At 69.5% G+C, this 25,224-nt stretch carries 19 protein-coding genes; 10 read left to right on the top strand and 9 right to left on the bottom strand.

The annotated features are described in order from the left end of the window. Positions 1 to 46: 46 nt before the first annotated feature. Positions 47 to 565, bottom strand: a complete 519-nt coding sequence (locus ACQZ13_RS03675; protein WP_431049890.1) for a hypothetical protein — start codon at positions 563 to 565, stop codon at positions 47 to 49. Between the two features lie 31 nt (positions 566 to 596). Between ACQZ13_RS03675 and ACQZ13_RS03670 the strand changes: the two genes are divergently transcribed. The 8 genes from ACQZ13_RS03670 (at position 597) to ACQZ13_RS03635 (ending at position 14,555) form a co-directional block, all read left to right on the top strand. Then, entirely contained in the window at positions 597 to 1,862 is a 1,266-nt protein-coding gene (locus ACQZ13_RS03670) for a CaiB/BaiF CoA transferase family protein (RefSeq protein WP_431049889.1), read from the top strand. Next, positions 1,859 to 2,623 carry an alpha/beta fold hydrolase gene (locus ACQZ13_RS03665; RefSeq protein WP_431049888.1) on the top strand — a complete coding sequence of 255 codons (765 nt, stop codon included), beginning with the start codon at positions 1,859 to 1,861 and terminating at the stop codon, positions 2,621 to 2,623. The genes ACQZ13_RS03670 and ACQZ13_RS03665 overlap by 4 nt, the downstream gene beginning before the upstream one ends. A gap of 367 nt (positions 2,624 to 2,990) precedes the next feature. Continuing rightward, a complete protein-coding gene (locus ACQZ13_RS03660; protein WP_431049887.1) occupies positions 2,991 to 4,160 on the top strand; it encodes a hypothetical protein in 1,170 nt (389 codons plus the stop codon). Between the two features lie 110 nt (positions 4,161 to 4,270). Next, positions 4,271 to 4,780, top strand: coding sequence for a TlpA family protein disulfide reductase (locus ACQZ13_RS03655; protein WP_088407718.1), 510 nt, complete (start codon positions 4,271 to 4,273; stop codon positions 4,778 to 4,780). Positions 4,781 to 4,958: 178 nt separating this feature from the next. Then, positions 4,959 to 6,632, top strand: a complete 1,674-nt coding sequence (locus ACQZ13_RS03650; RefSeq protein WP_431049886.1) for an MdtA/MuxA family multidrug efflux RND transporter periplasmic adaptor subunit — start codon at positions 4,959 to 4,961, stop codon at positions 6,630 to 6,632. Between the two features lie 25 nt (positions 6,633 to 6,657). Continuing rightward, complete coding sequence (locus tag ACQZ13_RS03645; RefSeq protein ID WP_431049885.1) at positions 6,658 to 9,870, top strand: MdtB/MuxB family multidrug efflux RND transporter permease subunit; 3,213 nt, start codon at positions 6,658 to 6,660, stop codon at positions 9,868 to 9,870. After that, positions 9,867 to 13,052 (top strand): multidrug efflux RND transporter permease subunit, encoded by a 3,186-nt coding sequence (locus tag ACQZ13_RS03640; protein WP_431049883.1) that lies wholly within the window; start codon positions 9,867 to 9,869, stop codon positions 13,050 to 13,052. The genes ACQZ13_RS03645 and ACQZ13_RS03640 overlap by 4 nt, the downstream gene beginning before the upstream one ends. A gap of 15 nt (positions 13,053 to 13,067) precedes the next feature. Beyond that, positions 13,068 to 14,555, top strand: coding sequence for an efflux transporter outer membrane subunit (locus tag ACQZ13_RS03635; RefSeq protein ID WP_431049882.1), 1,488 nt, complete (start codon positions 13,068 to 13,070; stop codon positions 14,553 to 14,555). Between the two features lie 31 nt (positions 14,556 to 14,586). Here ACQZ13_RS03635 and ACQZ13_RS03630 read toward each other — a convergent pair whose 3' ends face one another. Both ACQZ13_RS03630 and ACQZ13_RS03625 read right to left on the bottom strand, forming a co-directional pair. Next, entirely contained in the window at positions 14,587 to 15,414 is an 828-nt protein-coding gene (locus ACQZ13_RS03630; RefSeq protein WP_431049881.1) for a ferritin-like domain-containing protein, read from the bottom strand. Between the two features lie 110 nt (positions 15,415 to 15,524). Then, entirely contained in the window at positions 15,525 to 16,526 is a 1,002-nt protein-coding gene (locus ACQZ13_RS03625; protein WP_431049880.1) for a hypothetical protein, read from the bottom strand. A gap of 70 nt (positions 16,527 to 16,596) precedes the next feature. Here ACQZ13_RS03625 and ACQZ13_RS03620 point away from each other — a divergent pair, with 70 nt between their 5' ends. Then, complete coding sequence (locus ACQZ13_RS03620) at positions 16,597 to 17,610, top strand: extracellular catalytic domain type 1 short-chain-length polyhydroxyalkanoate depolymerase (RefSeq protein WP_431049879.1); 1,014 nt, start codon at positions 16,597 to 16,599, stop codon at positions 17,608 to 17,610. Between the two features lie 4 nt (positions 17,611 to 17,614). Here the strand turns inward: ACQZ13_RS03620 and ACQZ13_RS03615 are convergent, their stop codons facing one another. The 4 genes from ACQZ13_RS03615 to fba all read right to left on the bottom strand — a co-directional run bounded on the left by ACQZ13_RS03615 (position 17,615) and on the right by fba (position 21,426). Next, positions 17,615 to 18,718: a hypothetical protein gene (locus ACQZ13_RS03615; RefSeq protein ID WP_431049878.1), complete on the bottom strand. Its 1,104-nt coding sequence runs from the start codon at positions 18,716 to 18,718 to the stop codon at positions 17,615 to 17,617. Between the two features lie 95 nt (positions 18,719 to 18,813). Continuing rightward, a complete protein-coding gene (locus ACQZ13_RS03610; protein WP_431049877.1) occupies positions 18,814 to 19,710 on the bottom strand; it encodes a phosphoribosylaminoimidazolesuccinocarboxamide synthase in 897 nt (298 codons plus the stop codon). Positions 19,711 to 19,837: 127 nt separating this feature from the next. Continuing rightward, the gene (locus tag ACQZ13_RS03605; protein ID WP_431049876.1) at positions 19,838 to 20,263 is read right to left on the bottom strand and encodes a gamma-glutamylcyclotransferase family protein; all 426 of its coding nucleotides are present in this window, start codon (positions 20,261 to 20,263) and stop codon (positions 19,838 to 19,840) included. A 98-nt stretch (positions 20,264 to 20,361) separates the two neighbouring features. After that, complete coding sequence (gene fba, locus ACQZ13_RS03600) at positions 20,362 to 21,426, bottom strand: class II fructose-bisphosphate aldolase (RefSeq protein WP_431049875.1); 1,065 nt, start codon at positions 21,424 to 21,426, stop codon at positions 20,362 to 20,364. A 400-nt stretch (positions 21,427 to 21,826) separates the two neighbouring features. On the opposite strand from fba, the gene ACQZ13_RS03595 reads away from it, so the two are divergent. Beyond that, positions 21,827 to 22,846, top strand: coding sequence for an STAS-like domain-containing protein (locus ACQZ13_RS03595; protein ID WP_431049874.1), 1,020 nt, complete (start codon positions 21,827 to 21,829; stop codon positions 22,844 to 22,846). Positions 22,847 to 22,892: 46 nt separating this feature from the next. Here the strand turns inward: ACQZ13_RS03595 and ACQZ13_RS03590 are convergent, their stop codons facing one another. Both ACQZ13_RS03590 and pyk read right to left on the bottom strand, forming a co-directional pair. Then, positions 22,893 to 23,711, bottom strand: coding sequence for a substrate-binding periplasmic protein (locus ACQZ13_RS03590; protein WP_431049873.1), 819 nt, complete (start codon positions 23,709 to 23,711; stop codon positions 22,893 to 22,895). A 40-nt stretch (positions 23,712 to 23,751) separates the two neighbouring features. Then, a complete protein-coding gene (gene pyk / locus ACQZ13_RS03585; protein WP_431049872.1) occupies positions 23,752 to 25,182 on the bottom strand; it encodes a pyruvate kinase in 1,431 nt (476 codons plus the stop codon). Positions 25,183 to 25,224 lie beyond the last annotated feature (42 nt).

Below are 25,224 nucleotides of genomic sequence, written 5' to 3'. Positions count from 1 at the left end.
ATGCCCGGCCCCTCCGCCTTCATGGCGCCCGCCGTCTGGCGCCCGTTCAGGGTGGCAGCTCGACCGAGCCGAGAAACACGTCCCAGGCCTCCGGATCCAGTCGTTCGCCTTGCATCAGCACCTGATACAGACGCGCGCCGCGCGAGAACACCGCCTGCCGCACCTGCTGGCGAGGCTGTCCCGCGCGGGCCTCGAAGGCCTGCTGGAACGCCTCCGGATCGGAGGCGATGCCCCGGACGCCGAGCGGCGCCGACGCCTGCGGCGCCATCTGCCGGGCGATGCCCTCGTGCATGCGCCGCATCGCGGCGGAGGTGGCCCCGGCGTCGCCGAGATCGGTCCAGGTCAGCGAGAACTGGGCGCCGCGAGCCTTGCAGCTCATCGATCGCACCGACACGCCCTGGCCGGAGGGCCCGGGCTGCGTCCGTTCTTCCCGATCCGGCTTGCAGGGGAACATCAGCTGCACCTGAGCGCCATCCGGGCTGACCTTGCGCCAGTTCAACGCCGGACTGCAGCCGGCGGCCAGCACCAGCGGGAGGATGGAAACAAGCCGGATCGAGGGGCGCATCCGATGATTATGGAGGGGTCACAATGGCCCGATGAGCGAAGCGAACTCCCCCACGCCCTCCGCCATGGCCCTCAAGGGCGTGCGCGTGCTGGATCTCTCCCGCGTCCTGGCGGGTCCCTGGTGCACGCAGACGCTGGCCGACCTCGGCGCCGACGTGATCAAGGTCGAGCGCCCCCCCAAGGGCGGCCATCCCGGGGGGGACGACACCCGCGGATGGGGCCCTCCTTATCTGAAGGACCGGGACGGCCAGGACACCGCCGAGGCCGCCTACTACCTCGGCGCCAATCGCAACAAGCGCTCGGTCGCGATCGACATCGCCAGCCCGCGGGGTCAGGACTTGATCCGGGAACTGGCCCGGCGGGCGGATGTGCTGGTCGAGAACTACAAGGTCGGCGACCTGGCCCGGTACGGACTCGATGCCGCAGCACTGCTGGAGATCAATCCGCGGCTGGTGTTCTGCTCGGTGACCGGCTTCGGACAGACCGGCCCCTACCGGGACCGCGCCGGCTACGACTACGCGGTCCAGGGCCTGGGCGGCCTGATGAGCGTCACCGGCGAGGCCGATGCGCTGCCCGGCGGCGGTCCCCAGAAGGTCGGCGTGGCGGTGGCGGACCTCTTCACCGGCATGTACGCGACGGTCGCCATCCTCGCCGCGCTGCGCCACCGCGACGCCACCGGCCAGGGCCAGGTCGTCGACATGGCCCTGCTGGACACCCAGGTCGCGATGCTGGCCAACCTCGGCGCCAACTACCTGACGACCGGCAAGGCACCGCGTCGCATGGGCAACGCCCACCAGAACATCGTGCCCTACCAGGTCTTCCAGGCCAGCGACGGCCACCTGATCGTTGCCGTCGGCAACGACGGCCAGTTCGTCAAGTTCTGCGAGCTCCTGGGCTTGCCGGAACTCCCGCGCGACCCGCGCTATGCGACCAATGCGCAGCGGGTCCGGCATCGTGACGAACTGGTCCCGCAACTGGCCGCCCGCGTCGCGGAGAGACCGAGACAGCACTGGCTGGATGCCATGGAAGCCGCCAAGGTGCCGGGCGGCGCCATCAACGACCTCTCCGAGGTCTTCGACGACCCGCAGGTCCAGCACCGCGGGATGGTGGTCTCGATGCCGCATCCGCACAGCGATGCGCTGCGGGTCGTCGCCAGTCCGATGAAGTTGTCGGAGACGCCCGTGGCCTACCGATTGCCCCCGCCGCTCATGGGGCAGCACACGGACGAGGTGCTTGCGGAGCTCGGACACGGCCCCGACGCAATCGCCGCGTGGCGGCAAGAAGGGGTCATTGCATGAGCAACCAGGATGAGAAGCACGGTCGAGAGTCCGCCGGCAAGGGCGTGAACATCGTGCTCGTGCACGGCGCCTGGCTGGGCGCGTGGGCGTGGAAGCGGGTGCTCGGACCGCTGCGGGCGGCGGGACATCAGGTCTTCCCGGTGACCTTGAGCGGCGTCGGAGAACGCGCCCACCAGCCGCATGCGGACATCCGCCTGCAGACGCACATCGACGACGTGAAGGCGGTCATCGAGTGCGAGGAACTGAGCGACGTCCTCCTCGTCGGGCACAGCTACAGCGGCATGGTGATCACGGGCGTCGCGGACCAGATGCCGGACCGCATCGCGCGGCTGGTCTATCTGGACGCCGTGGTGCCGGAGCCGGGCGAATCCTGGTCCAGCCGCCACGCGCCGGAGACGCAGACCCAGCGTCGCGAGTTGATCGCGAAGTTCGGCCATCTGCCGGTGACCGAGCCGAACGGCATGGGCCTGAAGCCGGACGACTTCGACTGGATGATGCGCTGCCAGCGTCCGCAGCCCGGTGGTGTCTATGACAGCCCGCTCGACTTCGACCAGGCCGCGTGGCTGAAGCGCCCGCGCACCTTCATCGACTGCAACCGTCCCGCGCTCCTCACAATCGCGGCGGCGCGGGAGCGCGCCCGCGCGCAGCCCGGCTGGGAGCTTTTCGAGATCCCGACGGGTCATCAGGTGATGGTGTCCGCGCCGAAGGAATTGACCGAACGTCTCCTGATGCTCGCAGAGCGCCAGGCCAAAGGGGCCTGACGACCTCCTCGGTCGCGAACCCGTTGAAGGACGGCGGTGGTTGGGGACGGCAAGTCGTGAGGTTTCGGAGCTTGACTCCGGGGGAGAGCCGGACCGAGTTCAGTCCAGTGGACTGAACGACGCCGGCGAGCGCTGGAAGACCAGAGGTCTGACAGCCTCATGACTTGGCGGCCAACGCTTGGCAAAAGCAGGCGATGCCCGTCCGCCATCCGCCCCGAATCCCCGGGCAATCGTGAGCCATTTCACGCCATCCACCCAGGGGGGCGATTGCCCCCGACTCACGGGATGGCCTCGCTTGGGGCTGCACGGAACCATGGCGCCTCCCCTGCCCCGGCATGCCGCCGGAGGCGTACAAGAACGAGAGAGCATGTCCCGCCCGCCCCCTTCCATTGCCGCGCCGTTGGCCGCCAATGACATGGCGCAGCCCCCGAGCGATTCGCAGTGGGGTGAAATCGTCCAGCAGCTCGGTGCCGAGATTGCCGGCCCGTTGAGTGCGGCGCTGGAGCGGATCCACACCTTGATCAGCACGGGCCAGATCGATCGCCAGGGCTTGCGGGCGTTGCGCGATTCGGTGGCGCAGGCGCGCGAGGCGGGCATGGTGAGTCAGCAGCTGGCGCGGCTGGCGTCCGGGCGGCTGCGGTTGTCGCGGGAGCGCGTGCCGCTGACGCAGGTGCTGCGCGGCGTGCTGACGCAGCGGAGCCGTGAGACGCAGGCTCGGGGCATCCAGATCCGGCAGTTGTTGCAGCCGATCGAGGTCCACACCGACGCGTCGCTGCTGTTCTCGCTGCTGAACGCGGTGATGGACTGGGCGCTCGCCAACACGCATTCGTCGTTGGAAATGCGCCTGGATCTGACGCCGTGGCCTGCCAAGGCGCGTCTGATGTGCCGTTTCGCTCACCGCTCGCTGGACCTGGGCAGCGCCCCGTCTGCGGCGATCAACGCTCCGCCGGAGTCGCTGAACTCCCTGCATTGGCGCCTGATCGAGCAGACTGCGTTGACCCTCGGCGCGCTGCCGCTGCGCGAGGACGAGGCCGGCATCACGATGCTGACGCTGGAGTTCCCGCACGTGGCCGGCGACGAGCCCGGCGTCCAGCAAGAACTGGCACCGCCCGCGCGGCCGGACCGGCCCGAGCTGGACGATCCCACGCCCTCGCACAACTCCAAGCCGCTGGCGGGCTGCCACCTGCTGATCGTCTCGCCGCGCCGCGAGGTGCGTCAGGAGATCCAAGGCGCCGTGCGCCACATGGGACTGATCATCGATGCCGTCGGCTCGATGGACGAGGCGCTGCAGTTCTGCGAGGAAGGCCTGCCGCACGGCATCGCCTTCGAGCAGTCGATGCGCGATGCCGACTTCGACCGCCTGCGCGCCGACATCGTCGGCGAGGTGCCCAACTTCAGCTTCATCGAAGTGCTGGACGGCGAGCAGCAGACGCAGCTCTCCACGGCCACCGCGGACCACATGGCGCGGATCTCGCGTCAGAACCTGCAGGATGCCCTGCCGTCGGTGCTGCTCTTTGAACTGTCCAAGGCACTCTGACCCGTCGGGGCCTCGCCCGTCGCGTCGACCCGACGGGTGCCCTGACAGGCTCCTGACTTAAGCCCCACCAAAGTGATGGGCGAACAGCCCCGGGCATACACTCCGGCCCCATGAAGCTGCCTCGCTGGTCCGGACTCCTGCTGCTGGTCGCCGCCGTCGGTATCGGCGCCGGCCTCGCCTATGAGGGCTTGAAGCCCGAACCTGCCCCGCAGGTGAACTACGTGCTGCTCGACGGCTCCAAGCACGCCTCCGTCCAGGCCTGGCCGGGCAAGGTCATGCTGGTCAACTTCTGGGCGACCTCCTGCACCACTTGCGTCAAGGAAATGCCGCAGGTCATCGCGACGCACCAGAAGTACAAGGACAAGGGCTTCGACACGCTGGCCGTCGCCATGAGCTACGACCCGCCGGCCTACGTCGCCAACTACGCGGAGACCCGCAACCTGCCCTTCGGCGTCGCCATGGACAGCACCGGCGAGATCGCCCGCAGCTTCGGCAAGGTGCAGCTCACGCCGACGACCTTCCTGATCAACAAGCGCGGCGAGATCGTCAAGCGCTTCGTCGGCGAGCCCGACTTCGCGGCGCTGCACGGCACGATCGAGAAGCTGCTCGCCGAGAGCTGAGCCCGTCGCGCCCCCACGGACATGCCGCTTTCGAGCGGCATTTTTCATGGCTGCCGCGCACGCCGATCCCCGCGAATACGCGGGTTAGCCCCGACGCTTTGCGATTCTTTTCCTCGGGTACACCAGCCTGCTGTCGCCAGATACTAGGGTAGCGACATAGCAAGCATCGCCCGCCCGAATGAACACGAACAAGAACCTGCCCGGCGTGCCGGGGACCGTCATCTCCCCCCTCTCCACCGCACCGGCGCTTCGGCGACAGCAGGGCCGGTCGACGCCCTGGATCCTCGGCGTGGTCGTGCTGGCCGTTGCGGCCGGCGGCTGGTGGTGGTGGAAGGGCCGCGGCGCCGACGGCGCGGCGGGCGGTCCCGCCTCCGCGGCGAGCGGTCCCGCGGGTGCAGGAGGCCCGGGCGGTCCCGGCGGTCCAGGTGCCGCCGGTGGCGGTCGCGGCGGCCGCTTCGCCGCCAACCGCGTGCAGCCGGTGTCGGTGATGCCCGCGCGGCTGCAGGACATCCGCCACACCGCGGCCGCCATCGGCACGATCAGCGCCTCCAACACCGCCGTCGTGCGCGCGCAGGTCAGCGGCGTGCTGCAGCAGATCCACTTCACCGAAGGCCAGCAGGTCAAGGCCGGCCAGACGCTCGCGCAGATCGATCCGCGCGCCTTCCAGGCCGCGCTCGGTCAGGCCGAAGGCCAGCTCGCCCGCGACAAGGCCACGCTGGACAACGCCCGCATCGACCTGCAGCGCTACCAGGACCTGCTCGCCAAGGACGCGATCGCGCGCCAGCAGGTCGACACGCAGCAGGCCACGGTCAATCAGCTTGTCGGCACCGTCAAGGCAGACCAGGCCGCCGTCGACAGCGCTCGGCTGCAGGTCACCTACAGCCGCGTGCAGGCGCCGATCTCGGGCCGCGTCGGCCTGAAGCAGGCGGACATCGGCAACGTGGTCCAGACCGGCGACACCAACGGCATCGTCAGCATCACGCAGACGCGCCCGATCGCGCTGACCTTCGCGGTGCCGTCGGCGCTGCTGCCGCAGGTCAGCGCCGGACTGAAGGGCAAGACCGCGATGACCGTCGAGGCCTGGAGCCGCGATGCCAAGACGCGTCTGGCCACCGGCAAGCTCGCCACCGCGGACAACGCGATCGACATCGCCACCGACACGATCAAGCTGAAGGCGCTGTTCCCGAACGACGACGACGCGCTCTACCCCAACCAGTCGGTCAGCGTGAAGCTGCAGCTTGCCACCGAGCAGAACCGCCTGGCCGTGCCGGCCGCCGCGGTGCTGCGCGGCTCGCAGGGCTTCTACGTCTACGTCGTCGGCGCGGACAACACCGTCTCCACACGGGTCGTGCAGACCGGCGCGGTCGACGGCGACTGGATGGCCGTGGACGGCAAGATCGAGCCGGGCGAGCGCGTCGTCATCGACGGCGTCGACCGCCTGCGTGAAGGCGCGAAGGTCGAGGTCATCGCCGCCGATCCGAAGCAGCGCGCCGGCGCCAATGCGGCGCCGCGTCGCGGTCGCGGCGCGAGCGCGCCGGGCGGTGCCGGCTCCGGCGCCTGGGGCGAAGGTCGCCGGGCCTCGGGCAGCTCGGGCAGCTCGGGCGCATCGGCGCCGCAAGGCGCCGCGAGCGGCTCCGGCAATCCGGCCGACGCCGCGCTGCGCGCACCGACCGCCGAGGCGCGCAACGACGCCGCACAAGCCGGCGGCGAACGTCCGGCCTGGCTGGACCGTCTGCCGCCCGACGTCCAAGAGAAGGTCATGAAGATGAGCCCCGCCGAGCGGGAAGCCTGGATCGCCGAGCGCCGCGCCGAACGCGCCAAGCGGCAGGCGGCGTCCGGCGGCGGCAACTGATCGCCGGGGGCAACAGGCCATGGCCATGAACCCGTCCCGTCCCTTCATCGAGCGGCCGGTCGCGACCTCGCTGCTGATGCTGGCCATCCTGCTGGCCGGCCTGCTGGCCTACCGGCTGCTGCCGCTGTCGGCACTGCCGGAGGTCGACTATCCGACCATCCAGGTCACGACGCTCTACCCGGGCGCGAGCCCCGACGTCATCTCGACCACCGTCACCGCGCCGCTGGAGCGCCAGTTCGGCCAGATGCCCGGGCTGAGCCAGATGACCTCGTCGAGCTCGGGCGGCGCCTCCGTGATCACGCTGCGCTTCTCGCTCGGCCTGTCGCTGGACGTCGCCGAGCAGGAAGTGCAGGCCGCGATCAACGCCGGCAGCAACCTGCTCCCGAGCGACCTGCCGATGCCGCCGGTCTACAGCAAGGTCAACCCGGCCGACGCGCCGGTGATGACGATCGCGGTGACCTCGCCGTCGCTGCCGGTGATCAAGGTCCACGACCTGGTGGAGAACCGCCTCGCGCCCAAGCTGTCGCAGGTGGACGGCGTGGGCCTGGTGAGCATCGCCGGCGGCCGACGCCCCGCCGTGCGCATCCAGGCGAACCCGCGCGCGCTCGCGGCGCTAGGGCTGTCGCTGGACGACGTGCGCAGCGCCATCGCTTCGGCCAACGTCAACCAGGCCAAGGGCAGCTTCGACGGCTCGCAGCGCGCGTCGACCATCGACGCCAACGACCAGCTGCGCTCCGCCGCCGAGTACCAGAACCTCATCATTGCCTGGAAGAACGGCAACCCGCTGCGGCTGAGCGACGTCGCCGAGATCGTCGACGACGCCGAGAACCTGCGCCTGGCCGCCTGGGCCGACACCACGCCCGGCGTGATCCTGAACGTGCAGCGCCAGCCCGGCGCCAACGTGATCCAGACCGTCGACCGCGTGAAGGCGCTGCTGCCCAAGCTGCAGGGCACGCTGCCGGCTTCCGTCGACGTGCAGATCCTGTCCGACCGCACGACGACCATCCGCGCCTCGGTCGACGACACCGAGATCGAGCTGCTGCTCGCGATCGTCCTGGTCGTCGCGGTGATCTTCCTGTTCCTGCGCAGCGGCAGCGCCACGCTGATCCCCAGCGTCGCGGTGCCGCTGTCGCTGATCGGCACCTTCGGCGTGATGTACCTCGCCGGCTTCTCGATCAACAACCTCACCCTGATGGCGCTGACCATCTCGACGGGCTTCGTCGTCGACGACGCGATCGTGATGATCGAGAACATCGCCCGCTACGTCGAGGAAGGCGACTCGCCGATGGAGGCGGCCATCAAGGGATCGAAGCAGATCGGCTTCACCATCATCTCGCTGACGGTCTCGCTGATCGCGGTGCTGATCCCGCTGCTCTTCATGGGCGACGTCGTCGGCCGGCTCTTCCACGAGTTCGCGATCACGCTGGCCGTGTCCATCCTGATCTCGGCCTTCGTCTCGCTGACGCTGACGCCGATGATGAGCGCACGCCTGCTCAAGCCCGAGGTGGAGCAGAAGCACTCGCGCCTGGGCACCTGGTTCGGCGAGAAGTTCGAGGCCATGATCCAGGCCTACGGCCGCGGCCTGGACTGGGTGCTGGACCGCCCGGTGCTGACGCTGCTGGGCTTCTTCGCGACGCTGGCGTTGACCGCGCTGCTGTACGTCGTCGTGCCGAAGGGGTTCTTCCCGGTGCAGGACACCGGCCTGCTGCAGGTCATCACCGAGGCCACGCAGAGCACCTCCTTCGACGCGATGAGCGAGCGCCAGCAGAAGCTCGCCGAGGTCTTCCTGAAGGATCCCGACGTCGACCACATTGCGTCCTTCATCGGCGTCGACGGCGCCAACGCCTCGCTGAACACCGGCCGCATGCAGATCACGCTGAAGCCCTTCGCGTCGCGTCACGCGTCGGCGACCGAGATCATCGCGCGGCTGGGCGACGCGAACCGGCAGGTGCCGGGCATCACCGCCTACATGCAGCCGGTGCAGGACCTGACCATCGAGGACCGCGTGTCCAAGACGCAGTACCAGTTCCTGCTGAGCTCGCCGGATTCCGGCGACCTGCAGAAGGCCAACGACCAGCTCCTGGAGCGGCTCAAGGCGCTGCCGCAACTGGCGGACGTCGCCAGCGACCTGCAGAACCAGGGTCTGCAGGCCTGGGTGCAGATCGACCGCGAGGCGGCCGGCCGGCTCGGCGTGACGATCGCGGCGATCGACACCGCGCTCTACAACGCCTTCGGGCAGCGGTTGATCTCGACGATCTACACGCAGTCCAGCCAGTACCGCGTCGTGCTCGAAGCGGCGCCGGAGTTCCGCAGCGGTCCGCGCGCGCTCGAAGGGCTGTACGTACCCGGCAGCACGACGGCGACCAACGCCGCCGGCACGACGTCGACGACCTCGGTGCAGGTGCCGTTGAGTTCCGTTGCGCAGATCGTCGAACGACCCGTCGCGCTGGCGATCAACCATGTCGCGCAATTCCCCGCGGCGACCATCTCCTTCAACCTGCCCCCGGGCGTCGCGCTGGGCGACGCCGTCAAGGCCATCAAGACCGAGCAGGCCAACCTCGACCTGCCCATCAGCGTCGAGACCAGCTTCCAGGGCGCGGCGGAGGCGTTCAGCAACTCGCTGTCGAGCACGCTGTTCCTGATCCTGGCGGCGGTGGTCACGATGTACATCGTGCTGGGCGTGCTCTACGAGAGCTACATCCACCCGGTCACCATCCTGTCGACGCTGCCGTCGGCCGGCGTCGGCGCGCTGCTGGCGCTGCTGCTCGGCGGGCTGGACCTGGGCATCATCGCGATCATCGGCATCGTGCTGCTGATCGGCATCGTCAAGAAGAACGCGATCATGATGATCGACTTCGCGCTCGAAGCCGAACGGGAACAGGGGCTGGAGCCGCGCGCCGCGATCCACCAGGCCTCGCTGCTGCGCTTCCGCCCGATCCTGATGACGACGATGGCCGCGTTGCTGGGCGCGCTGCCGCTGATGCTGGGCACCGGCGTCGGCCATGAGCTGCGGCACCCGCTGGGCGTGACCATGGTCGGCGGCCTGATCGTGAGCCAGCTGCTGACGCTGTTCACGACGCCGGTGATCTACCTCGGCTTCGCGCGCATGGCGCAGCGCTGGCGCGAACGCCGCGGCGTGAAGCGCGAAACGCGCGCCGCCGAGGAACGCCGCGGTCCCGACGCGCCGCAGATCGCCGATCCTGCAGGACCGACCGGTCCGGGCGGAGACCTGCGATGAACATCTCCGCGCCGTTCATCGCGCGGCCGGTCGCGACGACGCTGATCACGATCGGCATCGCGCTGGCGGGGATGCTCGGCTATCACTTCCTGCCGATCGCGCCGCTGCCGCAGGTGGACTTCCCGACGATCTCGGTGTCCGCCTCACTGCCGGGCGCGAGCCCGGACACCATGGCCGCGACCGTCGCGACGCCGCTGGAGCGCGCGCTGGGCAGCATCGCCGGCGTCACCGAGATCACCTCACGCTCCGCGCTCGGATCGAGCAACGTCACGCTGCAGTTCGACCTGAGCCGCGACATCGACGGCGCCGCGCGCGACGTGCAGGCCGCGATCAACGCGGCGCGCACGCTGCTGCCGACCGGCATGCCGAGCAACCCGACCTACCGCAAGGTCAACCCGGCCGACGCGCCGATCATGATCCTGGCGCTGACCTCGCAGACGCTGACGCGCGGCCAGATGTACGACACCGCCTCGACGGTGCTGGCGCAGCGGCTGGCGCAGGTCGGCGGCGTCGGGCAGGTCAACGTCGGCGGCGGCGCGTTGCCGGCGGTGCGGGTCGAGCTCAACCCGGACAAGCTGGCGGCCAACGGCATCTCGCTGGACCAGGTGCGCCAGGCCATCACCAACACCAACGCCAACCGACCCAAGGGCGCGGTCGAGCAGTCCGGCCGCTACTGGCAGGTCGGCGCCAACGACCAGGCGCGCACCGCGGCCGAATACGCGCCGGTGGTGCTGTCCTACCGCGACGGCGCCGCGCTGCGGCTGCGCGACGTGGCGGACGTGAGCGACTCGGTCCAGGACGTGCGCAACTACGGCGCGTCCAACGGCCAGCCGGCGATCCTGCTGTTCATCCAGAAGGAGCCGGGCGCCAACATCATCGAGACGGTCCAGCACGTGCGCGAGCTGCTGCCGCGCCTGCAGGCCTCGATCCCGCCGGCGATCGACCTCAAGGTCATCAGCGACCGCACCCCGACCATCCGTGCCTCGCTGGACGAGGTGCAGCGCGCGATGGCGATCGCCGTCGGCCTGGTCATCCTCGTGGTGCTGCTGTTCCTGCGCAGCTGGCGCGCGACGCTGCTGCCCGCGGTCGCCGTGCCGGTCTCGCTGGCCGGCACCTTCGGCGTGATGTACCTGTGCGGCTACAGCCTGGACAACCTGTCGGCCATGGCGCTGACGGTGGCCACCGGCTTCGTCGTCGACGACGCGATCGTCGTGCTGGAGAACATCACCCGCTACATCGAGCAGGGCCTGCAGCCCGTCGAGGCCGCCCTGCGCGGCGCGCGCGAGATCGGCTTCACCGTGATCTCGATCAGCCTGTCGCTGGTGGCGGTGTTCATCCCCATCCTGCTGATGGGCGGCGTCGTCGGGCGGCTGTTCCGCGAATTCGCCGTGGTGCTGTCGGCCTCCATCCTGGTGTCCATGATCGTGTCGCTGACGACGACGCCGATGATGGCCTCGCGCGTGCTCAAGCCGCGCAAGGAGCCCGAGCCCGGCGCGGCGACCAAGCGCAAGGGCTGGTTCGCGCGTGCCGCCGGCCGCTTCAATCGCGGGCTGGCCCGCGGCTATCGGCGTTCGCTGATGTGGACGCTGCGGCACCAGCCGGTGGCGCTGCTGTCGCTCGTCGCGGTGGTCGCGCTGAACGTGCATCTCTACGGCGCGATCCCCAAGACCTTCTTCCCGCAGCAGGACACCGGCGTGCTGATCGGCGGCGTGCAGGCGGACCAGGGCAGCTCCTTCGAGATGATGCGCAAGCGGGTCGACCGCTTCATGGAGATCATCCTCTCCGATCCGGCGGTCGAGAACGTCAACGGCAACACCGGCGGCGGGCAGCGCAACGGCGCCAACTTCTACATCACGCTCAAGCCGCTGAAGGAGCGCAAGGTCTCGGCCGACCAGGTCGTGAACCGGCTGCGCGACAAGATGGCGCACGAGCCCGGGGCCAACCTCTTCATGGTGCCGGTGCAGGACATCCGCATCGGCGGGCGGCAGGCCAATGCGCAGTACCAGTTCACGCTGCAGGCGGACGACCTCGAAGTCCTGCGCGAATGGGAGCCGCGCGTGCGCAACGCGCTGTCGCAGCTGCCGGACCTGACCGACGTCAACACCGATCAGCAGGACAAGGGCGTGCAGACCTCGCTGGTCATCGACCGCGACGCGGCCGCGCGGCTGGGCGTGACGGTCAGCACCATCGACACGACGCTGAACAACGCCTTCGGTCAACGCCAGGTCGGCGTCATCTACAACCCGCTGAACCAGTACCGCGTGGTGATGGAGCTGGCGCCGCAATACCTGCAGGGGCCGGAGACGCTGCGCAAGCTCTACGTCACGAGCAGCTCCGGCGCGCAGGTCCCGCTGTCGGCCTTCAGCCGCGTCGAGACGACCAACACGCCGCTGTCGGTGAACCACCAGAGCGGCTCGCCGGCGTCGACGATCAGCTTCAATCTGCCCGAGGGCGTCTCGCTGTCCCAGGCCACGGACGCGATCAACAACGCGATGTCGGAGCTGGGCGTGCCGGTGTCGGTGCGCGGCACCTTCGCCGGCACGGCCAACGCCTTCCAGGACGCGTTGAAGTCGCAGCCCATCCTCATCGGCGCGGCCATCATCGCGATCTACCTGGTGCTGGGCATGCTCTACGAGAGCCTGGTCCATCCGGTCACCATCCTCTCGACGCTGCCGTCGGCGGGCGTGGGCGCGCTGCTGGCGCTGATGATGTTCAACACGGAGTTCTCGATCATCGCGTTGATCGGCGTGATCCTGCTGATCGGCATCGTCAAGAAGAACGCGATCATGATGATCGACTTCGCCATCGCGCGGCAGCGCACGACGACGCACCTCACGGCCGGCGCGGCGATCTTCCGAGCCGCCAAGCTGCGGCTGCGCCCGATCCTGATGACGACCTTCGCGGCGATCTTCGGCGCGGTGCCGCTGGCGCTGGGCAGCGGCGACGGCGCCGAGCTGCGCAAGCCGCTGGGCATCGCCATCGTCGGCGGCCTGATCCTGAGCCAGGTGCTCACGCTGTACACGACGCCGGTCGTCTTCGTGACGATGGAGCGGCTGCGCCAGCGCGTGATGAAGCGCCGCGCAGCCAAGCGCGCCGCGAACGCGGCCAAGGCCGGCGGCGCGCCAGACGCCGCTCCCCCGATGAATCCCGAGCCGCCCGCGGCTCCGACCCTGCAGGGCTGAAACATGCAGACAGACATGCGCACAGACATGCAGACCCCGATGATGAAGAACGCCTCCTCCGTCTCCGCCACACGCCCGCGCACGGCCCTCAACACCCTCGCGGCGGCAGCGGCGATGACGGCGCTGATCGCCGTGATGAGCGGCTGCGCGGTGACGCGCGTCGATCCGCCCGCGCCGGTCGCGGCGCCGGCACAGTTCAAGGAGGACGCGCTCTGGAAGCAGGCGCGCCCCGCCGCCGCCGAGCCGGTCCCCGAGCAGTGGTGGACGCTGTTCGACGACCCGGTCCTCGACGACCTGCAGCGTCGGCTGGTGATCGGCAACGAGAACCTCAAGGCGGCGGTCGCCCAGGTGGAAGGCGCCCGCGCCGCGCTGGAAGCGAGCCGCTCGGCCTTCTTCCCCACGCTGTCCGCAGGCTTCTCCGGCACGCGCAGCAAGAGTCCGGACGGCAACGTCACCAACGGTTCGATCAACCGCGGACCGACCAACAGCGTGCAGGCCTCGCTGAACGCGAGTTGGGAGCCAGACCTCTGGGGACGGTTGCGTCTGGCCAGCGAAGGCGCGAACGCCTCGCTGCAGGCGAGTGCCGACGACCTTGCCGCGGCGCGGCTGAGCGCGCAGGCCACGCTGGCGCAGACCTACTTCTCGCTGCGGACTGCGGAGGCTCAGGAAGCCTTGTACGACCGCAGCGTGAAGTCGTATCAGCGCTTCCTCGACCTGACGCAGGCGCGCTACCAGAGCGGCGTTGCGGCCCGCAGCGACGTGCTGCAGGCGCAGACGCAGCTGCGTTCGGCCGAGGCGCAACTGCTGGAGACGCGCTCCACGCGCGGCCAGCTGGAACACGCGATCGCGGTGCTGCTGGGGCTGCCGCCGTCGGCGCTCGATCTGACGAAGAGCGCGACGCTGCCGAAGCCGCCGGCGGTACCAGAGATGCTGCCCTCGCAGCTGCTGGAGCGCCGGCCCGACATCGCCGCCGCGCAGCGGCGCGTGGCGGCGGCGTACTCGCAGATCGGCGTCGCGGACGCGGCGTACTTCCCGTCGCTGACGCTGTCGGGCAGCGCCGGCTATCGCAACAGCACGCTGAGCGATCTGCTGTCGGCGCCCAACCTGTTCTGGTCGCTGGGGCCCTCGCTGGCGCAGGCGATCTTCGACGGCGGTCAGCGCAAGCTGGCGAGCGCGCAGGCGCGCACCAGCGCCGAGGTCGCGACCTCGACCTACCGCCAGACCGTGCTGACCGCGCTGCAGGAGGTGGAGGACAACCTGATCCTCACCGATCACCTGCGCGAGGAAGCGCGCCTGCAACAGGAAGCGCTCGACGCCGCGCAGCGCAACCTCGAGCTGGTGACGGACCAGTACCGCGCGGGCACGGTCTCATTCCTGGACGTCACGACGGCGCAGAACAGCGCCTTCAATGCGGAAGCCTCGCTGCTGTCGGTGCGCAACCGCCAGCTGGCGGCGATCAACCTGCTGCTGAAGAACGTGGCGGGGCGCTGGACGCCGGCCTGAGGCCGCGCTCAACGGAACGCTTCAACGCGCGTCACGTCAGCAGCACACGGCGGCCGATGGCCGCGAGCGGACGCTCGACCACCCGCTGCACGCCGGGGCGCAGCAACAGCGGCTTCAAGGTCATGCGCACGGCCAATCCCATCGGCAGGTTCGAACTGACGAGCTGGATGGCGTCCTTCGTCAACTGCTCGGCGTTGGCGATAGGCGCCGGACCGCCATCGGCGGCGCCCGTGCGCAGGCGTCCGTTCACCGCATGCCTCAGCGCGATCGACGCATCCTCCTTGCGCAGCTCCAACGCGCGACGCACCAGCGCGGCGAGCACCTGACCGCGGTGCAGCCCTTCGACCTCACGGTACTTGCGGAAGAAGGCGAAGAAGTGCTTGTAGTGCTGCACCTCGTCGCAGCGGATGCGCCAGAACAGGTCGCGCAGCACCGGCTCGTCGCACGCCTGATGCAGCGCCTGGTAGTAGGTGGTCGTGCCCATCTCGACGATGCAGCGCGCCACCATCTCCTGGCCGCGCGTCGGTTCGAGCTCGTCCATCGTGCACAGCCGCGCGTACTCGTCGAAGAAGCCGGCATACGCCGTCTCCCAGTCGAAGCCCGGCCACACGTGCCGCACATAGGCCTTGAGCGCGGCGCCGTGCTGGAGCTCCTCCGGCTCCCACTGCTCGCGCAGCCAGGCGCCGACCTCGGCATCGTCGGCGAAGTGGTCGATCAGGTTGCGCGTGTACATGTCGCTGCCGCTCTCGATGAACGAGGCGCTGCAGACCAGCAGGAAGAGCGCGTCGTGCTCGCGCACGCGCTCCGGCTCGATGCGGGACCACGGGAGGTCCGCCAGGGACCAGCGTGTCGAAGACATGGGGGCGATCATGCCAGCGGATGCGGCAATCGGTGTGCGGGCCCCGTTAACGCGGCAGGGCGCGCTCCGATGAAAGCGCCGATGAACGCGATGAAGCCTCAGTGGACGCGTCAAAGCCCGTCGATGCAGCTCTTCAGCGACGGCAGCGCCAGCACGAGCAGCGCGATCAACCAGCCGCCCGCGGCGAACCGGCGTCGAGGGACCTCCGCAGGGGCCGCGTAAAGCACGCCGACCGGCCGCCCCTCCTTCTCCCAGCGCTTCGCCTCCGGCGACGCGTCGAACAGCGCGTACCAGCGTCGCACGTTCTCCATCGACGTGACGACATGCAACCAATCAGGAAACTGCGCCGTGAGGATCCGCAGCTTGGACATGTCCTCCATCAGCAGGCGGCGGCTCGGATCCTTGCCGTCGCGCAGCCGCCTGACGATTTCCGCGTAGACCTCGAAGACGTCACGCGAGAGCGCGAAGAAGTAGTCCCGCTGCATGATCGCCGCGTGCAGGAACTCGCCGACCTGTCCCAGCGTCTCCAGGCGACGGAAATCCCGCTGCCAGTCGAAGACGCGGATCGCGGGCAGCAGCAGGAACTGGTGTCCGGGCTGCCAGCCGTTGGCGAGGAGGATCGCCACCCGCATCTCGAAACGCGCCGGTGCATCGATGCTCGCCAGCCGCGGATCCCGCAGTGCGGCGGTCAACGCCGCTTCGGCGGAGGCTTCGCTGTCGACCTCGGCGGACAGCTTCGCGTTGAATTCGTCGAACACGGCCTGGTCCGGATCGTCGCTTGCCTCGATGGCATCGAGGGGTGCGGGCACCGCGACAGTGTTCGCGATGTGGTCGACAGGGACGTCCTGTTCGCTGCTCGCGCCGAAGTCCGCTTCCTGCGCTGGTGCCGGTGCTGCTTCCGGTGCCGGGTCTTGCCGCACGCCTTGCCGATCGCGTTCGGCGACCCATTGCAGCGCGGATTGGTAGTGCTCGCGCAACGCGTGGAAGGCCTCGACCTCGGTCTCGTGATCGATCGCCTTCAGCCGCCGCGCGTAAGCCCGGCGCACGTCGCGGTCGGTGGCCTGCGCGTCGATGCCCAGCGCGGAGAGGAAGTCGGGAGTCGTCGCGCTCACGTCTTGTTTGTCGAGTTCACGGTCGATTCGCCGCGGCCGGAGAATAGCGCAGCCCCTTGATGGATCGCCCATGCCCAAACGCTCCTCCACCGCCGCCCTGCGCAAGGCCTGGAACAAGGGCCTGCGCGCCGTCACGGGTCAGGTCGTGCGCGCGGCGACGAAGGTCGCCCGCGATGCCACCAAGGACGCCATGCCCGGCCTGACGAAGACGCCACCGCATCCGTCGCCCGGTCTCGGCGACTGGCTGTCCGGCTTGGCGACCGCACGCGCCGGCATGCGGCGTTTCCGGCTCTTCCGGCCTATCGGGTTGAGCGCGGGCGAACGCCCGCCGCTGATCGTGATGCTGCACGGCTGCGGACAGGATCCGGCCGGCTTCGCGCGCAGCACGCGGATGAACCGGCTTGCGGCGCGCGAGCGCTTCCTGGTGCTCTATCCCGAGCAGAGCCGGCTCGCCAATCCGCAGCGTTGCTGGAACTGGTTCGAGACCGAGTCCGGCCGCGCACAGGGCGAAGCCGCGCTGATCCTCGCCGCCATCGACCAGGTCTGCCTGCTCCACGGCGCCGATCGCGAGCGCGTGGCCGTCGTGGGGCTCTCCGCGGGTGCGGGCATGGCGGCGCTGCTGGCGACGTTGCATCCGGAACGCTTCCAGGCCGTCGCGATGCATTCGGGGGTACCGCCGGGCCTGGCGAGTTCCGCGACGACGGCGCTGCGTGCCATGCGCGGCAACGCCGGCGCCGCCGTTGTCGATGGCGGCACGGCATGGCCGCCGCTGCTCGTGATCCAGGGCAACAAGGATCGCGTCGTCGCCGCGTCCAATGCCTTCGAGGCGGTCCGCCAGTGGGCGCTTGCCGCGGGCGCTGCCACGGTGCACGACCGCCGGCTGCAACGCGGGAAACGGCTGCCCATGACGGTCGTGGAGTTCAAGCGCGGGAGGTCCGTCGCCGCGACGCTCGTCGAGATCGACGGCCTCGGGCATGCGTGGAGCGGCGGGACCGCGAAGGAGCCGTTCAGCGATCCGGCCGGGCCGGATGCGACGGCGATGATCTGGCGCTTCGTCGCGAAGCGCTTCGCGACGCGGGAATGAGCGCTCAGGCTTCGAGCGCGCTGCCTGCGAGCAGGTCGCGCCATTGCTGCTGCTGTTCGGCGAACTGCCGCCAGGCCTCGTCGGCCAGCGCCTGGTGGCGATCCGCGTCGGCCGTTTCGCCGAGCATCCGGAAGGTCTGCGCGAGCCGGCTGTGCGTGATGGCGCGGTCGTCGAGCTCGCACTCGGGATCAAGTTCGATCTCCGCCTCGCGCGCCTGATGCAGCGCGTGCTCGTGCTGCCCGAGGTTGGCCCGGCACCAGGCCAGGTCCGACAGCAGGCTGCTGCCCAGGCGCTCCAGTCCCAGCGACATCGCCTGCGGCAGATGTTCCTCGTAGAGTCGTCTGGCCTCGTCGAAGCCGCCCTGCATCGTCAGCACCTGCGCGCGCAGCACCGGCGTCAGCTCGGTCATCATCTGCGCGCCGACGGCCTCGTCGAAGTGGTGCACCGAGTCCACCGAGAGCATCAGCTCGGTCCCGCGCCACGACTGGCTCGACAGGCTCTCGCGCCGCAGCTGCGAGGCGCGCATGCCGGCCATGTTGAACATCAGCGCCGACAGCGACGCGTCGTCGCCCTCCACCGACGCATGGCGGCGCGCGCGGATGTACCAGCGCTGCGCCGTCGTCAGGTCGCCGGCGTAGTGCCAGGCCAGACCCATCGTGATGGCCAGCCGGGCCTGCGCCACGTTGTGTTCAGGCAGCGCCTCGTCGAGGCAGCGCTTGGCGTAGTCCACCAGCGCCACCGGGTCGTGGCGGATGAAGGCCAGTTGCGACAGCCAGGCCGACGCCAGCACCCTCACCTCGATCAACGCGGGCGAGGTACCCGCGATCGCATGCGCGCGCTGGATGCGGTCCCAGGCCTGCTGCGCGACGAAGCCGTTGTAGTAGCTCATCAGGCCTTCGGCCATGTGCAGCCAGGCCCCGATCTCCGGATGCGGATGCTGGAACGACAGCTGATGCAGCGCCGTCAGCGCCTCGCGCGCCTCGCCCACCGCGCCGTGGCGCGCCAGCAGCATCGCCCGCTTGGCCCGCGCCGCGGCCGAGGCGGTCGGCGAGGTCGCGGCGGCGATGTCCTTGTCCAGCTGCTTCAGCAGCCGGGACTTGATGACCACGGGCCCCGCGGCGGCTGATCCGGCTGATCCGGCTGAAGCGGCCGGGCCGGCAGCAGCGGAGGAAGGCGGGGCTGAGGCGTCTTGCATGCCGGGCCTCAGCGGGTCAGCCGGTCCAGCGCTTCCTGGTACTTCGCGGACGTGTTGACGATCACGTCCTCGGGCAGCGCCGGCGGCGGCGCGACCTTGCCCCAGGGCTGGCCGTCCACCGTCGCCTGCTCCAGCCAGTCGCGCAGGAACTGCTTGTCGTAGCTCGGCGGGTTGCTGCCGACCGCGTAGCTCTCCGCCGGCCAGTAGCGCGAGGAATCGGGCGTGAGCACCTCGTCCATCAGCGTCAGCGTGCCATCGGCGTCCAGGCCGAACTCGAACTTGGTGTCCGCGATGATGATGCCCTTGGTCAGCGCGATGTCCGCGGCGCGCTGGTAGAGCTGGATCGCGATGTCGCGCACGCGCTCGGCCAGCTCGCGGCCGATGATCTCGGCGCAGCGCTCGAAATCGATGTTCTCGTCGTGGTCGCCCATCTCCGCCTTGGTCGCGGGCGTGAAGATCGGCTGCGGCAGCTTGCTGGCGTTCTGCAGGCCGGCGGGCAGCTCGACGCCGCAGACCTTGCCGCTGGCCTTGTATTCGGACCAGCCGCTGCCGGCCAGGTAACCGCGCACCACCGCCTCGATCGGCAGCGGCTTCAGGCGCTTGACCAGCATCGCGCGGTCGCGGACCTGGGCCTTTTCCGCCTCCGTCACCACCGACAGCGGATCGTCGCCGGTCAGGTGGTTGGGGACGATGCCGTCCAGCTTGTCGAACCAGAACAGCGCCATCTTCGTCAGCAGCGCGCCCTTGCCCGGGATGGGCTCGCTCATGATGACGTCGAAGGCCGAAATGCGGTCCGACGCGATCATCAGGATGCGGTCGTCGCCGACCGCATAGTTCTCGCGCACCTTGCCGCGTGCGATGAGGGGAAGGGAGGTGATCGACGAGGTGTGCAGGGCGGCGGTCATGGGTGTGCGGTCGGACGGAACGGCAAAGCCGGGATTCTAGAGGCGGCACAGGAAACCCCGCCGCCCCCGGCGACCCGTCCATCCGCTTCAGGACGCTCCAGGACGCTCCGGAATGCGCCCGAACGAGTTAGAGCGACGTGAAGCCGACGTAGCGCGACAGGAAGCGCGCCTTGCCCTCGCGCTCGAAGCGCGTCTCGTCCCAATCCCCGTCGTCGAGCCGTGCCGCGGCCTGCGGCTTGAAGAGATAGGTCCAGGCCCGCTGCCAGCTGCCGTCGGCCAGGGTCACCAGCACCTCGTGACGCTCGTAATCGTCGCCCTCGAAGCGATCCAGGCGTTCCCACGCGGACTCGGGCACGTCGAGGTAGAGCCTGCCGACGACCTGATGGCCGGTCGCCGGGATCATCCCGGGATAGTCGTGACCGCACACCGGATGGCGCGCGTGGTCGGCCAGGGTCGCCGCGACCGGCGGCGCGGACGGCTCGGCGTCGCCGCCGCAGACGCGGGCCATGATGTCCGGCCACATCAGCGTGCCGTAGGTGAACGCATGTGCCATGAGCGAATTCCAGAAGACGAGGTCGGAGGTGAGCGTGCCGAAATGAAAAGACCGGCGCGAGGCCGGTCCGTTCGGGGACGTTCTGACGCGTCCGGAGCTTACTGGACGACTTGCGCCAGTTCGCCGCGCTCATAGGCGGCGGCCACGTCGACCAGGCTGCGCGGCTTGATCTTCGGGGCCTGGCCTTCGCAGCCGAATTCCAGGTAGCGCGCCTTGCAGACCAGCTTGGCGGCTTCGCGGGCCGGCTTCAGCCATTCGCGGGCGTCGAACTTGTCCGGGTTCTCGAACAGGAACTTGCGCACCGCGCCGGTCATCGCCAGGCGGATGTCGGTGTCGATGTTGATCTTGCGCACGCCGTGCTTGATGGCTTCCTGGATCTCCTCGACGGGCACGCCGAAGGTCTCCTTCATCTTGCCGCCGTACTGGTTGATGATCGCCAGCAGTTCCTGCGGCACGCTCGACGAGCCGTGCATCACCAGGTGGGTGTTGGGGATGCGCTTGTGGATCTCCTTGACCCGCGAGATCGCCAGGATGTCGCCCGTGGGCTTGCGCGAGAACTTGTAGGCGCCATGGCTGGTGCCGATGGCGATGGCCAGCGCGTCCAGCTGCGTGGCCTTCACGAAGGTCGCGGCCTCTTCCGGATCGGTCAGCATCTGGCTGTGGTCCAGCTTGACGTCCGCGCCGATGCCGTCTTCCTCGCCCGCGTCGCCGGTTTCCAGGTTGCCCAGGCAGCCCAGTTCGCCCTCGACGGTGACGCCGACCTTGTGCGCCATCTGCACGACGCGGCGGGTCACGTCCACGTTGTAGTCGAAGCTGGACGGGGTCTTGCCGTCGTCCATCAGCGAGCCGTCCATCATCACCGAGCCGAAGCCCAGGTTGATCGCGCCTTCGCAGACCTTGGGGCTGGTGCCGTGGTCCTGGTGCATCACCAGCGGGATGTGCGGGTAGGCTTCGACGGCTGCCTGGATCAGGTGCTTGATGAAGGCTTCGCCGGCGTACTTGCGGGCGCCGGCGCTGGCCTGCAGGATCACCGGGGCGCCGACCTCGTCGGCCGCGGCCATGACGGCCTGCACCTGCTCCAGGTTGTTGACGTTGAACGCTGGGATGCCGTAGCCCTGTTCGGCCGCATGGTCCAGCAGCTGGCGCATCGAGACGAGTGCCATGAGAGTTCTCCGAGATAGTGAAAAATCCTGTGGCCGCGGGCGGGCGCCGGACTTCGCCGTCGACCTCGCCGTAACCGCGCCGTAACTGATCGGGATTCTAGCCAGCCGCCATGACGGCCTCTGTAACGAACAGCGGGCTCCCCCCGAACTGGTGCCATACCAACTCGTCTTTCCGAGCCCTTCAGCAGGTTGTTCCGGGGATGTCCGGGCGACCGCGGCGGGCGCACACCGCATCCGCGCCAGGGCGCTCCCCCCGGACAGGGGTCTGTGCGCTTGCGCGGCGGCGGAAGCGGCCGGTAGGCTGTCGCCCGGGCGTCCCGGCCCGTCGGAGCAAGCGCCGTGCCTTGCCCCGCGACCGACGGCGAGGATCGCCCGCGCGACCGCCGCTTCCAGGAATTTCATGACCCGTCTCGCGATCGATCAGCTCTCGCTCTGGATCACCGCCGCCGCCAACGAGCATTCGCTGGACCTGCCCGCCTTCGTCGAGGAACGCACCGGCGCCAGCCACCGCGCCACGCTGAACGCCCTGCGCCGGCTGGTCGACGCGCAGTGGCTGACGCGCTCCGGCACCGCGCGGCGGCCGGTCTTCGGACCGGGCGCGCTGCGCCAGGTGGCGCGCAGCTACACGCTGCACGGGCTGATGGAGGACGTGGTCTGGCAGCGCGACTACGCGCCCCATTTCTCGCTGCCGCGCCACGTCGCGCGCATGATCCAGCACGGCTTCACCGAGCTGGTGAACAACGCCATCGACCACAGCGGCGGCACCAGCGTCACCGTGTCGCTGCGGCAGACGACGACGCACGCGCAGCTGCTGGTGTCGGACGACGGCTGCGGCGTCTTCGACAAGATCCGCGACACCTACGAGCTGACCGACGCGCGCCACGCGATGCTGGAGCTCAGCAAGGGCCGGCTGACGACGCAGCCGCAGGCGCACACCGGCCGCGGGCTGTTCTTCAGCTCGCAGCTGGCGGACGTCTTCGACATCCATGCCAACGGCAAGGCGTTCCAGCGCCGCGCCTGGGAAGGCAACGCGTGGAAGGACGGCAAGGGACTGCCGCGCCAGGGCAGCTCGATCTACATGGCGATGTCGCTGGAGAGCAAGCGCACGCTGGAGCAGGTGCTGGAGCAGTGGAGCGTCGACGGCACCGGCATCGCCTTCGACCAGACGCGGGTGATGCTCAACCTGGTGGTCGTGGCGGGGCAGATGCTGGACTCGCGCGCGCAGGCCCGTCGCGTCGCGGCGCGGCTGCCGCAGTTCAAGCGGGCGGAGGTGGACTTCGACGGCGTCACCGATGTCGGCCACGCCTTCGCGGATGAGCTGTTCCGCGTCTTCGCGCGGGCGCACCAGGAAGTGGAACTCGTGCCCCTGAACATGACGCCGCGCATCGCCGCGTTGGTGCAGGCCGCGCGCAACGGCTGAGGTCGGAGACCTCGCGGCGAGCCGCCACCGCACGGCGCTCGGACACTCAGAGGTTGCTGTCGACCAGTGTCTGGATCGCGGCGCGGCTGCGGGCGATCGCCTCGTCCAGCCGAGGCAGCAGCGTTGCCGGATCACTGCCCTTGGCGGCGGCGAAGAGGATGCCCTCCTCCACCACCGGTTTGGGCAGCACCTGCAGCTGCGACCCGTTGCGCAGCCCGCGCAGACGCCGCTCCAACGCGGCGGCGCTGCCCCTGTGGGTGGCGACCAGCACGTCACAACGCCCCGCCGCCAGCATGCGCGCCCGGCCCGCGAGATCGGTGCCGCCGCTCTCCACGCGGAACAGCTGCTGATGCCGCGCCTCCTCGAACGCAGGGCCGTAGGTCGACCCGCGCGCCACGCACAGCGATCGTCCGCGCAGGTCTTCCAATCGATCGAACCGGATCGGTTTCGCCTTGGGCACGACCAGCCAGCCGCGGCTCGTGAACGCGGGCTGGCTGTAGGCGAAGAGCTTGTCCCGAGACGGGCTGCGCGACAGCCCGAAGACCAGATGCTCGCCCAGCTGCGCGCCCAGCAGCGCGCGCGGCCAGGGCAGGAACAGCAGTTCCCACTGCAGGCCGGCGGCCTCGCCGATCTGCTTGAGCAGCGGCAGGACGAAGGGTTTGTGGGTCTGCTCGCTGATCGCGAGCCGGACCGGCGTCTTGTCGTCGACGATGGACCAGGGCGCCGAATCGGCCCCAGCGGCCCCAGCGGTGCCCGCGCCGCCTGTCCCTCCGACGCCTCCGGTCCCGCCCTGCGCGCGCAGGGTCCCGAGCATCGCCGCGCCCGCGCCGCCGACCAGCAGATCGCGGCGGCGCAGCGGGGTCACGGGAACGCTCCGAGGGTCTGCCGATCCGTCAGCCGTGGCGTCAACCGACGCGGCAGACCTTCAGCATGTTGGTGCCGCCCGGGTAGCCCATCGGCTCGCCGCAGGTGATCGCGTAGGTGTCGCCCGGCATCAGCACGCCGCGCTCGATGAGCAGGTCCTCGGCGGCCTTCAGCGCCTCATCGCGGTCGTTGAAGTTGGGCATCAGCAGCGGCGTGACGTTGCGGTACAGCGCCAGCTTGCGCTGCGTCAGCACCTGCGAGGTCAGCGCGAAGATCGGCACGTGGATGCGGTGGCGGCTCATCCACAGCGCGGTGGAGCCGGACTCCGTCAGCGCGACGATCGCCTTGCAGCCCAGGTGGTGCGCGGTGAACAGCGCGCCCATCGCGATCGACTGGTCGATGCGGCCGAACTGGCGGTTGGCGAAGTCGGTGTCCAGGGTCACGAACTCGGCGTTCTCGGCTTCGAGCGCGATCGCGGCCATCTGCTGGATGGTCTCGATCGGGAAGCGGCCGGCGGCGGTCTCGGCGCTCAGCATGACGGCGTCGGTGCCGTCGAGCACGGCGTTGGCGACGTCGGACACTTCGGCGCGCGTCGGCACCGGGTTCACGATCATCGACTCCATCATCTGCGTGGCGGTGATGCAGACCTTGTCGAGCTCCAGCGCCATCTTGATCATGCGCTTCTGCAGCGCGGGCACGGCGGCGTTGCCGACTTCCACGGCCAGGTCGCCGCGGGCGACCATGATGCCGTCGGAGGCCTTCAGGATCGCCTCCAGGTGCGGGATCGCCTCATAGCGCTCGATCTTGGCGATCATCCCCGGCTTGTGGCGGTACGGCTCGCCGGCGACGTTGGCCAGCTGGCGCGCCATCTCCATGTCGGTGGCGTTCTTGGGGAAGCTCACCGCCAGGTACTCGCACTGGAAGGACATCGCGGTCTTGATGTCCTCCATGTCCTTGCCGGTCAGCGCGGGCGCGGTCAGACCGCCGCCCTGCTTGTTGATGCCCTTGTTGTTGGAGAGCTCGCCGCCCTGCTTCACGAGGGTGTGCACCTGCGAGCCACGCACCGCCTCGACCGTCAGCACCAGCAGACCGTCGTTCAGCAGCAGCGTGTCGCCCGGCTTCACGTCGCGGGGCAGTTCCTTGTAGTCCAGGCCCACGACCATCTCGTTGCCCGGCTCGGTGCGGTCGGCATCCAGCACGAACGGCGTGCCGTTGATCAGCTCGATCTTGCCGTTCTCGAACTTGCCGACGCGGATCTTCGGCCCCTGCAGGTCGGCCATGATCGCCACCTGCCGGCCGGCACGGGCAGCGACCTCACGGACCATGCGGGCCCGGTCGATGTGATCCTGCGCCTTGCCGTGCGAGAAATTCAGCCGCACCACGTCGACGCCGGCCTGGATCATTTTCTCCAGGACCTCGGGGGACGACGACGCAGGACCGAGGGTGGCGACGATCTTGGTGGCACGGGACATGTCTTGTCTCTGTCTGAAATTTAGTTACAGCGACCGATTATG

This window comes from Roseateles sp. L2-2, assembly GCF_050613215.1.
GTDB lineage: Bacteria > Pseudomonadota > Gammaproteobacteria > Burkholderiales > Burkholderiaceae_C > Roseateles > Roseateles noduli.
This window is presented reverse-complemented; position numbering and strand designations above follow the sequence as displayed.